This window comes from Phormidesmis sp. 146-33, assembly GCF_052939515.1.
In genome coordinates, this window is record NZ_JBJPHU010000143.1 from 1 (window position 1) to 15,378 (window position 15,378).

Genomic DNA, 15,378 nt, shown 5'->3' on the forward strand with positions numbered 1-15,378 from the left:
ATGGGGGATTTAGGGGGCGAGGATCTGTATCAGTAACTAGTGAATTTGGTATAAGGAGATCTTGAGGTCATCTGCGGGGCGTTTCCCCAATTTCTTAAGAGACGTGAATTCGATGAAGTTTTTTCGCTTCGTTGCTGGGTTATACCAAATTGATCTTTGAGTGCTACAGATCTTGGAGAGCAACCTAAATTCGCCACTTGTAGGGGACTTCAAGCCGAAGAAGTCTCGGATTCTCAAAGTCCCCAGAATGGGGGATTTAGGGGCAAGGATCTGTAGCAAGTAACCGTTGATTTGGTGTGAGAACGGGCTATTTCAAAATTCTCACAACTAATTTATGACTGCCCTATCAGCAATCCGCTATCCCAATGCTGAACTTGAGGTTCTACTCAAAAAGTTCACATTCTAACGGGGGATGATCTCAATTAGCTTCGCAGATATGCTATCAACAACTTAGCAGAATAAAAATAATAGAACCTGCTGACTTGAGCAATAGACCTGCAAACTAGACATTGGAGAGTTGCGATCATGGATTGGGAAAAGGGGCGTAGAAGTACCAACGTTGAGGTCGGCGCGGTCGGGGCGTTTCGGCTCCTATTGTCGGTGGTGGTATCGGGACACTCCTTCTAGCATTGGTAGTAACGTTGTTAGGCGGCGATCCTAGCGTTCTATTTGATCAAGGCAATTCGTCTGGAGAGCGTCCTGTTGCGACTTCACCGCAGACTCGATCGCGCACTGGCAGCCCTCCAACCGATCAGATGTCTGACTTTGTATCGGTGGTTTTGGCGGATACCGAAGACACTTGGAGTGAGATTTTTAGACAAAATGGCGGCAGATATATCGAGCCAACGTTGGTTCTGTATTCAGATGCTGTTGAGTCTGCTTGTGGGTTTGCGCGATCGGCAGTTGGCCCGTTTTATTGTCCCCGTGATCAAAAAGTCTACATTGATCTTAGTTTCTATCAAGACCTCAAGAGCAAATATCAGGCACCGGGAGACTTTGCCCAGGCTTATGTGATTGCTCACGAAGTCGGACATCATGTTCAAAATCTATTAGGCATTTCAGACAAAGTGCGATCTCTTCGAGATACCCGCAAGGGGTCGCTCCAAAGTCGGTCAAGTCAAGCAGAAGCCAATCAACTCTCGGTCAGACTAGAGCTACAAGCAGATTGTTTTGCCGGAGTTTGGGGAAATCGCGCCCAACGATCGCGACAAATTTTAGAGCAAGGTGATCTCGAAGAAGCGCTGACGGCCGCAAGTGCAATTGGAGACGATCGACTTCAAGAACGCGCCAAAGGTTATGTGGTTCCAGAATCTTTTACTCATGGCAGCGCGGCTCAACGAGTCCGATGGTTCAAAAAGGGCATTGAGACAGGCGATCCAGAACAGTGCAACACATTTGCTGGAACCAATCTCTAGACAGCATTCACGGCGGCAAACTAGAGACTCTATCCTCAAGCGCCATTCTCCACCATCCTCTTTTGCATCGGAAGTCTTGTCTAAGGCGTTGCTGATTGGAGGGATGACTCTGTGGGAAGTGTTAATCTCTTCGCCCCCTAAATTCCCCAAAATTGGGGGACTTTGAACCTTGGGGTTCCCGCCGCTTTGGGGCAATTCATTCCCTGATTCAGCAACGCCTTGTCTAAAAGTCCCCCAGATTGGGGGGTTGGGGGGCAGAAGACGCAAACACCGAAGCGAAAAAACCTTGTCAAGCTGACATCAGAACAACTCTGACTGGAAAATGCCCGATCGATTTGGTAAATTAAGGGCGATCGACTTCCGATCATCCGCAATCTAGAGGGGCAAAAAACATGGCTGATGTACAGACCGTCGTCAGGAGCTTTGGCGAAATCTCTGAAAATGCAATTCTGTTAGAGCGTAATGTTACCGTTCCGATTTGTGAAGGGTTCAACATTGCTCTATCGAGTTTCCAAGCGTTGTATTTGCAGTATCAAAAGCATCACTTTGTCGTGGAAGGGGCCGAATTTTATTCGTTGCATCAGTTCTTTAATGAGAGTTATGAAGCGGCTCAAGGATACGTTCACAAAATTGGAGAACGGCTGAATGGATTGGGAGGAATCCCGGCCGCAAGCTTCACCAAATTGGCAGAACTCTGCTGCTTTGACCCCGAATCAGATGATCTCTACGACTCGCGAGCAATGGTCGAACATGACCTAGCAGCCGAACAAGCGATCATCACCATGCTGCGACGGCAAGCTTCTCAGGCAGAAAGTCTGGGCGATCGCGCCACTCGTTACCTCTATGAGCAAATTCTTTTAGAAACTGAAGATCGGGCCTTTCATCTGGCTCACTTCTTGGCTCACGATAGTCTGACGCTTGCCTACGTACAGCGCAACTAAATACCGCAACATAGCGCAACTAAACAGATAGGGACGTTGCTGAATAGCGAGGTGATCCGCATTCAGCAATTTCCTGACCATCGAGTCACTTTGACAAGATCGGGCCATCGATCGCCACAACTTCTATAATTGGCTTATCTTCGTTGTGTAGGTGCATTCTTGCCTTCCTCCTCAGCCTATTTGTTAGTTTCTCACGGCAGTCGCGATCCCCGTCCCCAGGCGGCAATGACTCAACTTGCGACCTTGATTCGGCAGAAGATTCAAGCTCCAGTTGAGACAGCAACTCTAGAATGTTCTCCTTTAGCGCTTCACGAACAGATTCAGCAGTTTGGTCAGATGCTAACGCCGCACAGTTCCATTCAAATCGTGCCTCTGTTTTTGCTGCCGGGGATGCATGTGATGGAAGACATTCCCAGTCAAGTCAAAATTGCTCAACGATCGCACCCCGGAACGATCAACATTTCTCCTCACTTGGGCACTCATCCAGGTCTCAAGGATCTGCTCACCAGCCGTTTAGATTCCCAATCCGCCCACATTCTGCTATCTCATGGCAGTCGGCGATCGGGCGGCAACCAATCTGTTGACCAGTTGGCAAAGGCTCTCAATGCAGTCCCCGCTTACTGGCTCGTTGCCCCAAGTTTAGAAACTCGACTCCAGGAATTAGCCAGCCAGGGACACGCTAAGGTAACTATCTTGCCTTACTTTTTGTTTCCAGGCGGAATTACTGATGCGATCGCTCAACGCTTTGAGCAGTTGTCTCTTCAGTTTCCCAATCTGCATCTGACGCTGACGGCTTCCCTCGAAGTTAGTGATACCCTGGTCAATCTTCTAGTCGATCTAATTTTGCAGCCTTGCCCTTAAACGCATATTCTGGGATAAAAGATTGAAACCTTTAGGTTCATTTAATATTTCCTTGAGAAATCGGTATTTGATGCTGCAAATTTCACAGAACTAGCTGTTTAAGCTGTCATCATGCCATTTCTTAAACAGTGCAACAAAAACGACGAAGATATTGGACATTAGACCGAGGACATTAGACCCTAGCTCAAGAATTTAAGGTTCTCCAACGTCTCCACCCAATCCGTTGCTGCTCAAAACGAACTGGTTCCATCCCCATTCCCTCGCAACTTGCCCGACTCCATGACCTCAAACATGATTGATTCTGTCTCAACTTCTCAACCTGCGTGCCTCGGTAAAGTGTATCTTGTTGGCGCAGGGCCGGGCGATCCAGGCTTATTGACGCTCAAAGGCAAGACCTTGCTAGAGTGTGCCGACGTGGTGGTTTTCGATGCGCTGGTGAGTGAGCCGATTTTGGCGATGATCAATCCGCAAGCCGAGCAGATCAGCGCAGGAAAGCGTCGCGGTCGTCACTCAATGGTGCAGGATGAAATTACCCAGGTGTTGATTGAGAAGGCTCAGACGGCGGCGATCGTCGTGCGTCTCAAGGGCGGCGATCCGTTTGTGTTTGGGCGGGGTGGCGAAGAAATGATCGATCTGGTGCAGGCGGGCGTTCCCGTTGAGGTGATTCCTGGAGTGACTTCTGGAATTGCGGCCCCAGCCTATGCGGGCATTCCGCTTACCCATCGATCGTACAGTTCGTCAGTTACCTTTGTGACGGGACATGAAGAAGCTGGAAAGTACCGTCCCGCTGTCAATTGGCAAGCGATCGCCCACGGTTCAGAAACGATCATCATTTACATGGGCATTCACAATTTGCCTTATATTACGGCTCAACTTGATCAAGCCGGGCTGAGTTCACAAACGCCGATCGCCCTCGTCCGCTGGGGAACCCGTCCCGAACAACAAGAACTCATTGGCACGCTAGAAACGATCGTCGCTCAAGTCGAAGCCGCTCAATTTGGGGCACCTGCGATCGCCATCATTGGCAACGTCGTCAATCTACACGAACTTCTCTCAGGCTGTCGTCCCACTTTTGCCCTCTAATCGTCCTAATCGAACTTTGAATCAACTAAAGCTCCTGAGCGATCGGGGCTTCTTTTTTAGCATTGCCCAATCCGCTACGAAACGTTGAGTTTGAATGTCCAGAAGTCCCTTAGAATTGGCAACTTGGCAGGCAGAAGATCTAAACACCGAAGCAAAAGAACTTCATCCAATCAGCGTTTCTAAGCACTTAATCAGACGATCTAGAAGAGTTGTACGACAGGCACATAGATTTTGTTAAGACTACGCTGAAAATCACAACATTTGTTTATATTTATTAATAAGTTGTGTTAAGATTATTAATATAAATAAAAGTTCTCTTCCTTCAATCTTCAATCATGGCAATTACCGCACTCCTTACCAAACTTCTCAAACCCAGTGTCACCTCTGGCATCTGGACTCAATCGACCTGGGCCATTCTCCGCCTCGTCGCGGGTGTCATGATGGTTCACAACGGCTTAGACAAACTGGGCGATATCCAAAGTTTTTCTCAGGCTTACGTCGAAGTGATCGGACTGCCATTTCCGATCTTCTTTAGCTACGTAGCAGCCTTTACCGAATTGTTTGCTGCACCCTTACTGGCGATCGGGCTTCTTGCGCGTCCCGCAGCACTCGGATTGTTTAGCACGATGTGCGTCGCGATCTACCACCACATTCTTGTCGCGGGTCTCAATCTGCCTTACTTAGAGCTATCTGCCGTCTATGCAGCTTGCTTCTTGCTGTTTGCCGTCAATGGTGGCGGTTTGTTTTCGACCGATGCGCTGATTGTAAACTGGCTCGACACCTCTGCTTTGTCGTCACAAGCCAAGCAGGTGATGGGTCTGGAGAAGGCTTTCCAGGCTGTCAGTTCTGAAAAAGAGTCTGTGACTATCAATCGATAGGCTGACGATAGGCTGACTCGTCTCCTTCTAAAACTTGCTAAGTAACGCAAACGGGCCTTGGAATCAGTTCCGAGGCTTTGTTTTTTATAACGAGTGAACCTCTTAACTAATGACAAAAAATCTAAATATCCTAGAAGAAATTTACACTGAAAACAAAGCTTTGAGAATACGATCGAGAATAACTTTTACATGAAGTCATGACAGCCGCAATCGTACTAAAAGCAACCTTAATTCACACAAAAAGGAATGCTCAAGTCTAAAAGTCGGACTATTCTTAACCACTCTACAATCAAATAAGCACGAGATTAGCGGCACGATCGCTCACCGTCTGTTAAGATGCAAGACTGCGGTATTCGCTTTCAGTCTTCGTACCGTCTGTCTCAACTTACTACTTCAATCCGTCTGCCAAAGACTGGTGCTACGCATGGCGACAGACCGATACTATCCTGGAGCCTTATGTCTTTTTCTACGCTCGGTCTGTCCGATGAAATTGTCCGTGCGGTTAGCGATCGCGGCTACACTCAGCCGACCCCCATTCAACTCCAAGCCATTCCAGCGGTGCTTGCGGGGAGCGATCTTTTAGCAGGCGCACAAACCGGAACAGGCAAAACGGCGGGCTTCACTCTACCCGTCTTACACCGACTTTCTCACCAGGGCACTCGCAGCAATTCTCCAGGACGATCGCCCATTCGATCGCTGATTCTCACCCCGACTCGTGAGCTTGCGGCCCAGGTCGAAGAAAGCGTGCGGGACTATGGTAAATATCTCAACTTGACCTCATTGGTAGTGTTTGGCGGTGTCAACATTACCCCACAAATTCGACGATTGAGAAGTCGAGTCGATATTCTGGTCGCCACTCCAGGACGACTGCTCGATCACGTCCAGCAGGGAACAGTGGATCTGTCACAGGTTGAAATTTTGGTTTTGGATGAAGCCGATCGCATGTTAGACATGGGCTTTATTCGTGACATTCGCCGCATTCTCTCACTCTTGCCCAAACAGCGGCAAAATTTGCTTTTCTCAGCCACCTTTTCACCCGAAATCAAAGCGTTTGCGGCGACGCTGCTGACTCGTCCGGCGATGATTCAAGTTACTAACAATGAAGCGACTCCGGATGCCGTAACTCAGCGAATTTATCCCGTCGATCGCGAACGAAAGCGCGCCCTATTAGCGCATCTGATCAAACGCAACAATTGGTATCAGGTGTTGGTGTTTACTCGCACAAAACATGGTGCCGATCGTCTGGTCAAACAGTTAGCTCAAGACGACATTCAGGCAATGGCGATTCATGGCAACAAAAGTCAGGCCGCTCGGACTCGTGCCCTGACCAAATTTAAAGAAGGTAGTTTGCAGGTGTTGGTAGCGACCGACATCGCAGCGCGGGGGTTGGATATCAGCGATTTGCCCCACGTCGTCAATTTTGAGTTGCCCAACGTGCCCGAAGACTACGTACATCGAATTGGTCGAACAGGTCGCGCTGGGGCACTCGGTGAAGCCATTTCGCTCGTCTGCGTCGATGAACACAAACTATTGGTCGGCATTGAGAAACTCCTTCAGCGATCGCTTCCTCAAGAAGTCATTGCCACGTTTGAGCCTGATCCCCGCGTCCAGCCTGAGCCAATCCAAAACGGACAAAATCGAGGGCGATCCAGTCAATCGATTCCGTCTGGTAGAAAGGCGACTGGAAATGCTCACAACCGTCCCAAAGCGCCTTCTCGACGAGGCTAAACCAGACTGATTTGCTTATCTTTCAACTCTTTATTCAGGCTTACAAAATGTCAGATCATTTTACAGACGAACGGATTTCAGGCACGATCGTGAATGGGGCTGGGGGACGATTGCTGCTCGATTCAGAGGGCGAAGGCTTTCCGATTCACTTTGTCGATATTGACAGCATGAAACTTCAGGTAGGCGATCGCATCTCAGGCAGCCTGTTTGTCTACAATACTTTGACCGCCGGATTCAATGGCTATGTCTATCCTGGCTCGATCAAACGATTGTAAACCGCTGCGGGAGACTTACGGTGAGACGGTTCGACACGGAGGAATCATATCGAATTGACCTTAACTTCGGGCAAAATTGGCCGGGTCTTGGTCGCGTCGGTGTTGAGTCGGGAGCGGATCACTCTGACGATCGCCCACCAATGCAGCCGTTTTTTCTAAAGCTTCGCGCAGGCGTTTGGCAGCATAGATCGACATGTCACGGGGCACATTGATGCGATCGCGCAAATAACGCAGCGCCAGATCAGACCCCGATGGCGGCATACAAACTTCACCCGTCATCAAATGAGTCAACGCACACCGCAGCGCCACCTCGATCAGAGCATCATCCGCAGGATTAACTCGAATAATATTGTCGCGATGCTGAATCACTCGCTGAAGTGCCTCCGTCCGAGAGGTTTTTGGCTCTGGATAAGTCACATCAGGCAAGCCATCCCACGGGCCACAATCTACTCGTGTCTGATTGAGTCGCGTCTGGGGTTGGTCATTTTCCCAGCAGCCTCCCATCTGGGGCGGTAGGTCATGCACATGGGTATGAAAGTCGCTCTGAGTGCCCCGATAGGTGGGTCGGCCTTCCATTGCGTCAAACCAGCTTGATAAATGCGGGTTGTCTTCTCGCAGAGAGTAGCCTTTGTAGTAGTAAAGACTGGCATTCATCCGCTCGACATAGGGCGTAAAGATCACGTCAGCCGTACCAAACTCATCAAGAAAGTAAGGGCCGGGGGTACGATCGAGCGCTTCTTCGACCTGACCCACGACGCTGACAAACTGATCGCGACTGCGTTGTTCTTCTCGTGGCGACCCGACCCGACGGCAAAGCCAACCACACCACGCCCGAAACAGCAGTCTCTCTAACCCTCTCAGCGGCAAAACGTCAGGGTCTTTCATGCCTTTGTTTAACACGCCAAACACCTGTTCTAGTGCGATCAAAATGTCGTCGCTTTCGGTGATGATTCGGCCGTCTAGCTCGATCGCAGGCAGCATTCCCGATGGCACTTTGCGCTTATACCAGCTTTCTTTTTGGCCATAACAGAACATCGTCACCTTTTCGATGCGATAGGGAATCTGTTTTTCTTCGAGCCAGAGCCAGATTTTTTGGCAATAGGGACACCAGGCGTGATTGTCTCGGTAAAGGGTCACCCGCACATCAGATTCGGTTTGACCAAAAAGGCGAAGTCGAGCTTGGGCGTTGGTGTCACCGTTGACGCGATCGAGTTGCCAATCTGTGAGGGCGGCGAGTTGTATCCAACTGAGGGGAGCGATCGTCATAGGAATGGGTAGCTTTGTTTTTTGTTAGCTCATCTACCATTCTGACGGGTTTTGTCCAAGGATTTTTTGATTTTAAGCTGGGGCAGTTCAGGGTTTGTGACATCTATCTGTGTTGAGTCGATCGCAAATAGACTTCCTGCCCGATTAAGGTTAGCTTCGCAAGTGCCTTCGGCAACGCGGCTATCAGAACAAAGTCCCCCTCCGTGGACTAACGGTTAAAATCGCCTCTTTAGTGTGCGAAGGCACCCTTTGTTCTTGTAGCCCCGACTTTAGTCGGAGGGCATCCATGATTCGTGTTGTGGTTTTAAGTGGGGCAAGCTGGATCTAAAAGTTCGGTCGGTTCGATGTCTCAATTGTGGCACTGAACACGACCGGGACGAAAATGCAGCAAATATCAACAAAGTCGGGATAGGGCATTGCCACGACTCTATACGGACGCAGAGACAACGTAACTACTTCGGTAGCATCAGTCGGTGAAGCGTCAAGAATTACCGCTCCTTTAGGACAGTGAGTATGTCAAAGATTGTCGATCGTCACCGCTTCAATGTGTTCTGCGGGATAAAACTTAAACACACGAGAGTAGAAGTAAAACTCTCCATCTAGCGCTCGTTTAATATTCTCGGCTTTGCGGAAACCGTGTTGTTCTCCTTCAAATAAGACATAGGCAACTGGAATGCCTTTTTGACGCAGCGCATTCACCATCATTTCGGCTTGATTGGGCGGCACAATTTTGTCTTCGTCACCTTGAAAAAAGATCACGGGGCAAGCTAATCGATCGACGGCGCTAATGGGCGATCGCTGATCATACAAATCTTTTCGTTCTGGATATGGGCCGATCAAACTATCCAAATAGCGCGACTCAAACTTGTGAGTGTCTTCTGCCAACGCTTTCAGATCGCTCACCCCGTAGTAACTCGCTCCCGCCTTAAACGTGTCCCGAAACGTCAGCGCACAAAGTGTCGTGTATCCGCCCGCACTGCCCCCCGCAATCACTAGACGATCGCCATCGACTTTGCCCTGTTCTGCCAGATACTTTGCTCCATTGGCACAATCATTCACATCGACGATGCCCCATTGACCGTTGAGACGCTGACGATACGATCGCCCATATCCCGTACTCCCGCCATAGTTAACATCGAGAACTGCAAATCCGCGACTTGTCCAGTATTGAATGCCCAGATTAAATGAAGCAGAGGTTGCAGCCGTCGGGCCGCCGTGACTCTTGACCAGCATCGGAGGACGTTCCCCATTCGGTGCGATAAAGTCCTGATTTTTGGGCGCATAGTAAAGAGCATGAGCCGTCAAACCGTTGTCTGTAGGAAACTCGATCGCCGCTGGCACCGAAAGATAACCCGCATTCATCGACAACTCGCTGGCTCGACGCAGTACGGTCAATGCTTGATTTGCCAGATTGAGATGAACGATCGCCCCCGGCGCAGTAGACGATCCGCCAATAAACGCCGCCTGGCCTTCTGAGACCTGCAATCCCGTAATACTGGTGTAGGGAGTCGCGATTGGCTCCAGTTTGTGAGTCGTCAAATCCAAACGAGCGAGGTGACTCATGCCCTGTTGACTGTACGTGCAAATAATCTGTTGATCTGACGCAAACCCATAGGTAGCCATGCCAAACACCCACTGCGGCAAGCCAAACTCCGCCTCCATCGGACAGAGCGGTTGAATGTCATCAACCTGGTAGCGGTAGAGATTCCACCAGCCTGTACGATCGCTGACAAAATACAGCACGCCATCAGGTGACCACTCAGGCTGAAAAATGGATTCCTCCGTCCCGCCTGCAATCTGTTGAGGAGCCTCTAACGTGCCGTCTGCTCGCACTTGAGCCACCCACAACGCTGTGCCATCCCAGGGCATGTTCGGGTGATTCCAACTGATCCAGGCAAGCTGAGAACCATCGGGACTGAGCCGCGGCGAGGCGTAAAAATCTTGCCCAGTGGTGAGAATGGTTTGTTCTGCTTCGAGAGTTTCTAAAGGAATGCTCACCAAGGTGTTGACGGCTTCGCGATCGGCGACTGTATGATCTTCTCGCACACAAATCAAACGGTTGCGAGCACGATCGAGAATTACATCTGCGTATCGCAAAGACAATGCAGGCGTTAATGGCGTTGCCTCAATACCCCCAATCTGACGATAAAGCCTTTGGTCAGAAAAGTTAGAAAAATAAACCACCCCGTCGATCACGGTAAAGGCTGCGCCTCCATACTCATGCACACGAGTTCGAGCGTTGAAGGGCGGCGGCGTGACATCGGTGGCGGTCTCATCTAAGTGCTGAATGATCACATTTCTTCCGCCTTCGGTCGGGCGTGACTCACTCCAATAAATGGCCTCGCCATCGAGCTTTACCTGTCCCAGACCGATCGTTCCTGCAACAATCAAATCGGACGTGATCGGCGACTTCCAAGATCCATAGGGGGACGTTTGGGGGACAGTCATAAACTTCTCCTTAATGTTTTGTTATCTTCCAGACTCTATTTTACGGACTTAGCCCCCCTTATCTAGGGATTATCTGGGGCATCCACATTTTAGAGAATTGCATTTGGTGATTTGTGTTAATCTTGAGGAGGGTATTAAATTCGGCTGGTCAGTTTGTTTTTGCTAACAGGCATCTCTCCGAATCTAACGTCTCTGCAATTTCTGGTTCTGGAGAATTTCTTCTAATGTCGATTTATGTTGGTAACCTTTCCTACGAGGTTACACAAGAAGACCTGACTGCTATCTTCGCGGAATACGGTACAGTCAAGCGGGTTCAGCTTCCTACTGATCGTGAAACAGGTCGGATGCGTGGCTTTGGTTTCGTCGAGATGGACACCGATGCCGAAGAGTCAGCGGCGATCGAAGCCCTTGACGGTGCCGAATGGATGGGTCGTGACCTGCGCGTCAACAAAGCCAAGCCCCGTGAAGACAACCGTGGCGGTGGTGGTAATCGAGGCGGCGGCCGTGGCAGCTTTTCGCAACGTTACTAAGCGAGTGCAGTCTTAAAGCTGAGTTCTAGACCTTGAACTTGAGGAGATTAAAATCCAATAGTCCAGGGTCTATCAGTTTTGGAAGGCGATCGTGATCAAATTGTGATCAAACAGTGTTTACCCTTGCCCCAGTTCACACGGCTGAAGCGAGGGTTATTTTTTTGAATTGTACTATGAGAGTCAGGCTACAAGACGAAATTCTCTACATCCATCATGAAGATGTTCCGCCCTTCAAGAAAGGAGGATCTGTGGTGCGAAATAGCTATTTTTGGGCGCTGCGATCGATTGCCGCCCGATCAAACCGCGGCAAAGATTGGGAATACGAGTCTGAAGTTTGGTTTGCGCTACAAAGAATGCTGCTTTCGTTTATGGAGTCAGGCTATTTAGGACTTTCTGAAACGCAGTTAGAATTCCCGATCGACACCTCTGAGATTCCTGCGGTACTGCGATCGGTTTCAACCTGGCAGTCTGATGGGTAATACCAAATTGATCTTTGAGTGCTACAGATCTTGGAGAAGCAACCTAAATTCGCCACTTGTGGGGGACTTCAAGCCAAAGCAGTCTCGGATTCTCAAAGTCCCCCAGACTGGGGGATTTAGGGGGCGAAGGATCTGTCGCATTCACAAATTGATTGAGTATGAGACTACAATTTCGAGACTAACCAGGATGATGGAAGCGATCGTTTCACTATACAAGCTGGTTACCAAATGCAAGCTGGTTACTAAATCTATGAGAATTTGATCTAGTTCTTTTGCTTCGATGTTTAGAGCTTCTGCCCCCCAAGCTGCCAATTCTGAAGAACTTTAAGACCAAGCGCAAACTCTTTTTTAGGTTGCAGAATAGCAATCCTTGGTTACCGTTTCTTTTCTAATCCCTTGAAGGCTTGTTTGGGAATGACTGCATGAATTCCTTTCACAATATCTACGACTTGCGACACCTCAAAATCAATGGCAGCGCTTGCGTACAGCAGTGCATCTGGCTTGGTTAATCCATATTGCTCATTCACGATACGCAGATATTCTCGCACCGATTTCTTCATCGCTTCATCAAGATCTTTGTCCAGTCCCATTGCATACCAGGCTTCTTTGGTTTCGCCCATTGGAGTAGACAACTTCATATCTTTGTGAACGACTAATTCAAAGGTGGGTGTAAGAGAACACTCGATCGCCGTCAGCGCAACTTCACCATTTCCTTGAGCACAATGCGGATCGCCCGAATAAAATAGAGCGCCAGGAACCTGGACAGGGATGTAGAAGCTCGAACCTCGTCCCAGGTATTTCACATCTACATTGCCCCCATACACGCCCGGAGGAACTGAGTTCACTGCGTCAGCCGGATTTGCCGGAACGACTCCCATAAGTCCCATAAAAGGCTTGAGGGGAATGTTCATCACCGGAAGCTTGTTGCTGGGTTGAAAGATCCCGATTTCTCGTTTGGCATCGATCGGAATCACCTTAGTATAAATCGGGGCACTATTCTCAGGATATTCTCCGGGCAGCGCACCCCGGTTGTGACGACTAGAAATCACGCCATAGGGAGAACGGTACTCAATGGCGATCGTTTTGACCTCTAACACATCTCCAGGCTGCGCCCCTTCTACAAAAATAGGGCCAGTGATCACATGCGGCCCAGGGCCAGTTTTCTTCACCGATGCTTTGGTTCTCAGTTGGTCAGGGAGAACTTGATTTTTAGAAATTCCCCCTTGAGCTAGAAACTCAACCGTGTCGCCCTGATCCGCTAAAATTGCCTCGTGAGAGATGGTTTGCAGAATGACACGATCGCCCGACTTTACACTTAGAATTGGCTTGCTGTTGGGTTTAAAGAGTTCTCCCCAGATCAGGTTTTCAGGCGTTGAGAGAACTTGATGGGTCTTGCCAATGGCGGCGATCGCAGGTAATCCAATGACTGTTACCCATACAAAAACAACTCCCAAACCTAGCCCAATCATGCCCCACCAGCGTTGTAAGCTCTTTTGTCTTAAACGTTCTGTCAGAATATGGTTCACTAAAGTCCTCACAGGTGCTTGAATGCTTTAAACCATCTAAGCAATCTTGAAAAAAAACTGTGAGATTTCTTACCTTTTGCTCACCTATTCCCTTTCGTTATCGTTTGGTCAAATGTCGCTACTATTAAAGTCAAGCATTGGGATTAAGCTTAGAAAAACTTTGAAATTCATTTCTGACGAACGTTTTAGCGATTTCGATCACTGTTTCTCAACCAGTCTTATGAAGGTTCAAACTACAGGTTGGTTGACAATCATTCTTTTACTCTTGGCTCTTAGCGGTTGCGCTGAAAACACAGAACTCATTCCACAAACTCGCTGTAATCGTGCAGTCGCGATCGCAACTCAAACCTGGGAAGTAGACTACTACATCAGCAAAACCAGTGGTGATATGAACACCCAGCGCACTCACGCATTTCAAAGCAATACAATCACTAACCTCAACGGAGAAAAACCTGCGAATGCGGCCACTGGCCCAGACGACAATGGAATCTGGTGGGCTGCTCTGCCTCCCCGCCCGACTGCCGACGAAGTGGATCAACATCGAGAAACTCAAGAACGCAATGACCCGCCGATGTTGCAGCGATCGGTCGATTACCACTTGCGCTGTGAAACAGGAATGCTGTTGACGGATGCTCAAACCTATCGAGAAGCCGCTAGAGCGATTCGTTTGAGACAATCAGTGAGCGTAACCTACCTCTGGAATCGTGTAATGAAAGTCAAAAATGAAAGTCAAAGCACCTGAGACAGAAACTTAGCGATCGCTTTAGTCGGCTAAACAGACAACTGGCGCTACCTGGAAGCAAAACTGTATTAACTTGTTGAAGTAGAAATCTGCTGGAGATGCGGGGATTGATGCTCAGTGGATTGATGCTCAGTAGACAATTTTCAATCTGTGGGAATAATAGCCACCAAAGGAGCTGATGTGCCTACTCGATCGGGTCAAATGGTCGATCTGATTGAGTGTCCTATCCGTGACTTAAAATTAGATCTTTAAAGACATTGAAAGCTCGGCTGAGTAAGGCTTTCAATTAGTTGAATAAAGGCTAGTTTCAAACTATGTTGAGTAGACTTATAACGGAGGTTTGTCCATGTCCCTGGTTGTCATCAACAGCATTGTATCGATCGTAGGAACCGTTGTAGGAGTGATATTTGCTGGCGGAAGCATCATCAGCATCGCTAATATGACGAACATGACACTTGCATGGCGTGGGTGGCTTGTAAGATTTGCCCTACTGGTTCCTATTGCATTTGTGGTGTCAGGGGTTGGGGTGTGGCTGGCGAATGCTCAAGGGGCTACTCAGGTCGCTATTGGCTTAATTGCATTGCCGTGGCTCTATGCTGCTGGTTTTGTCTTCCTCATGGTTGCGTCTTTCGAGAAGTGACATTTTAAATAGCAATATCTTGAACTATGGCAGCTTTAAATCAGTTGTAAGAATCTGCAAATGGTGTTAGCTATTAGTTCTTAGCCTCACAATTTATCACTAACCACTTATCACCAACCACTTATCACAGAATCCTCACAACTCAAATAGAATTAGTAGATTGCAAATTGAGATTACTTTCTTTATTGATTGCCGAATTTCGATCCCCCTAAATCTCCCTTCAAAGGGGACTTTGCATCAAAAAGGCTAACTTTGCATCCGGTTTCCTCCCTTTTGAGAGCTACCGTGCACACACAACTCACAAATCGCTTCGTTTCAGTCGGCTTCAGCCCCCTAAATTCTCCACCAGTGAGAGACTTTGAACCCCTGAGAAGTTTCTTTGCATTCTAGAAGCACTTTCTTTCTCAAGGTTCCCCAGGATGGGGCTTTAGGGGGCGAAGCATCTCGGCGATGACACTAAACAGATGACATTACCGGGTGAATGCGTAGAGCAAGCGTCTTTCAAGCGGGGGGGCGCATCTATTGGTTGTGGGTAATAGTCAGGCGAAAGGGGGTGGTCAGCGAAC

15 protein-coding genes are annotated in these 15,378 nt (G+C 48.8%); 12 read left to right on the top strand and 3 right to left on the bottom strand.

What is annotated here, in order from left to right; translation table 11 throughout:
- Positions 1-629 precede the first annotated feature (629 nt).
- The 7 genes from ypfJ to ACJ2PR_RS31505 all read left to right on the top strand — a co-directional run bounded on the left by ypfJ (position 630) and on the right by ACJ2PR_RS31505 (position 7,181).
- Positions 630-1,415 (top strand): KPN_02809 family neutral zinc metallopeptidase, encoded by a 786-nt coding sequence (gene ypfJ / locus ACJ2PR_RS31475; RefSeq protein ID WP_446879952.1) that lies wholly within the window; start codon positions 630-632, stop codon positions 1,413-1,415.
- 392 nt (positions 1,416-1,807) lie between these two features.
- On the top strand, positions 1,808-2,356 hold the full coding sequence (gene dpsA, locus ACJ2PR_RS31480; RefSeq protein ID WP_446862070.1) for a DNA starvation/stress protection protein DpsA: 549 nt from the start codon (positions 1,808-1,810) through the stop codon (positions 2,354-2,356).
- A gap of 159 nt (positions 2,357-2,515) precedes the next feature.
- Positions 2,516-3,217: a sirohydrochlorin chelatase gene (locus tag ACJ2PR_RS31485; RefSeq protein ID WP_446879953.1), complete on the top strand. Its 702-nt coding sequence runs from the start codon at positions 2,516-2,518 to the stop codon at positions 3,215-3,217.
- Positions 3,218-3,508: 291 nt separating this feature from the next.
- The gene (gene cobA / locus ACJ2PR_RS31490) at positions 3,509-4,300 is read left to right on the top strand and encodes a uroporphyrinogen-III C-methyltransferase (protein WP_446879954.1); all 792 of its coding nucleotides are present in this window, start codon (positions 3,509-3,511) and stop codon (positions 4,298-4,300) included.
- Between the two features lie 335 nt (positions 4,301-4,635).
- Positions 4,636-5,178, top strand: coding sequence for a DoxX family protein (locus ACJ2PR_RS31495; RefSeq protein ID WP_446879955.1), 543 nt, complete (start codon positions 4,636-4,638; stop codon positions 5,176-5,178).
- A gap of 456 nt (positions 5,179-5,634) precedes the next feature.
- Positions 5,635-6,906 (top strand): DEAD/DEAH box helicase, encoded by a 1,272-nt coding sequence (locus ACJ2PR_RS31500; RefSeq protein WP_446879956.1) that lies wholly within the window; start codon positions 5,635-5,637, stop codon positions 6,904-6,906.
- 47 nt (positions 6,907-6,953) lie between these two features.
- Complete coding sequence (locus tag ACJ2PR_RS31505) at positions 6,954-7,181, top strand: hypothetical protein (RefSeq protein ID WP_446862065.1); 228 nt, start codon at positions 6,954-6,956, stop codon at positions 7,179-7,181.
- 60 nt (positions 7,182-7,241) lie between these two features.
- Here the strand turns inward: ACJ2PR_RS31505 and ACJ2PR_RS31510 are convergent, their stop codons facing one another.
- A complete protein-coding gene (locus ACJ2PR_RS31510) occupies positions 7,242-8,447 on the bottom strand; it encodes a glutathione S-transferase family protein (RefSeq protein ID WP_446879957.1) in 1,206 nt (401 codons plus the stop codon).
- Positions 8,448-8,729: 282 nt separating this feature from the next.
- Between ACJ2PR_RS31510 and ACJ2PR_RS31515 the strand changes: the two genes are divergently transcribed.
- A complete protein-coding gene (locus ACJ2PR_RS31515) occupies positions 8,730-8,924 on the top strand; it encodes a zinc ribbon domain-containing protein (RefSeq protein WP_446879962.1) in 195 nt (64 codons plus the stop codon).
- Positions 8,925-8,963: 39 nt separating this feature from the next.
- Here ACJ2PR_RS31515 and ACJ2PR_RS31520 read toward each other — a convergent pair whose 3' ends face one another.
- A complete protein-coding gene (locus ACJ2PR_RS31520; protein WP_446879958.1) occupies positions 8,964-10,895 on the bottom strand; it encodes a S9 family peptidase in 1,932 nt (643 codons plus the stop codon).
- A 224-nt stretch (positions 10,896-11,119) separates the two neighbouring features.
- Here ACJ2PR_RS31520 and ACJ2PR_RS31525 point away from each other — a divergent pair, with 224 nt between their 5' ends.
- Together ACJ2PR_RS31525 and ACJ2PR_RS31530 are read left to right on the top strand one after the other, a co-directional pair.
- Positions 11,120-11,425: an RNA recognition motif domain-containing protein gene (locus ACJ2PR_RS31525; protein ID WP_446870180.1), complete on the top strand. Its 306-nt coding sequence runs from the start codon at positions 11,120-11,122 to the stop codon at positions 11,423-11,425.
- Positions 11,426-11,598: 173 nt separating this feature from the next.
- Positions 11,599-11,904, top strand: coding sequence for a hypothetical protein (locus tag ACJ2PR_RS31530; RefSeq protein ID WP_446862061.1), 306 nt, complete (start codon positions 11,599-11,601; stop codon positions 11,902-11,904).
- A gap of 374 nt (positions 11,905-12,278) precedes the next feature.
- On the opposite strand, the gene ACJ2PR_RS31535 is transcribed toward ACJ2PR_RS31530, so the two are convergent.
- A complete protein-coding gene (locus ACJ2PR_RS31535; protein ID WP_446879959.1) occupies positions 12,279-13,430 on the bottom strand; it encodes an acetamidase/formamidase family protein in 1,152 nt (383 codons plus the stop codon).
- Between the two features lie 220 nt (positions 13,431-13,650).
- Between ACJ2PR_RS31535 and ACJ2PR_RS31540 the strand changes: the two genes are divergently transcribed.
- Together ACJ2PR_RS31540 and ACJ2PR_RS31545 are read left to right on the top strand one after the other, a co-directional pair.
- Positions 13,651-14,172: a hypothetical protein gene (locus ACJ2PR_RS31540; RefSeq protein WP_446879960.1), complete on the top strand. Its 522-nt coding sequence runs from the start codon at positions 13,651-13,653 to the stop codon at positions 14,170-14,172.
- A gap of 346 nt (positions 14,173-14,518) precedes the next feature.
- The gene (locus tag ACJ2PR_RS31545) at positions 14,519-14,812 is read left to right on the top strand and encodes a hypothetical protein (RefSeq protein ID WP_446879961.1); all 294 of its coding nucleotides are present in this window, start codon (positions 14,519-14,521) and stop codon (positions 14,810-14,812) included.
- Positions 14,813-15,378: the final 566 nt, after the last annotated feature.